1 protein-coding gene is annotated in these 379 nt (G+C 39.6%); it reads left to right on the top strand.

Annotated features, from left to right (window positions below; all coding sequences use genetic code 11):
* A partial coding sequence (locus DV872_RS26335; protein ID WP_171832195.1) for an IS66 family transposase zinc-finger binding domain-containing protein occupies positions 1 to 379 on the top strand: 379 nt, incomplete at both ends.

Here is a 379-nt window from a genome sequence, read left to right on the forward strand (position 1 = left end):
ATAACAATACTCTTTTGACAGATATCAATACACTTCAGAATAAGAATGACCGACTCAAGGAACGAGTTAAACTTCTGGAGGATCATATCTTTGCAAGAAGAAGTGAAAAATGGACCGTCCTTGATAAACATCAGATGTACCTCTTTGATGAGGCCGAGGCAGTCATCTCTGAAGACCCTTCTGAATCTGGAGAATCTGATGCACAAAAAGGGAAATCGAAGAAAAAAGGCCGAAAACCCATATCGGCAGATATCCCAAGAGAAAAAGTGCTGCATAGTCTAAGCATAAAAGAGAGAACATGTTCCTGCTGTGGTAAATTACGTCCGATAATCGGCTATGAAACATCAGAAGAACTGGAATATATTCCAGCACAGATTAA

Source organism: Oceanispirochaeta sp. M1 (genome assembly GCF_003346715.1).
In the GTDB taxonomy this organism is placed as follows: domain Bacteria; phylum Spirochaetota; class Spirochaetia; order DSM-2461; family DSM-2461; genus Oceanispirochaeta.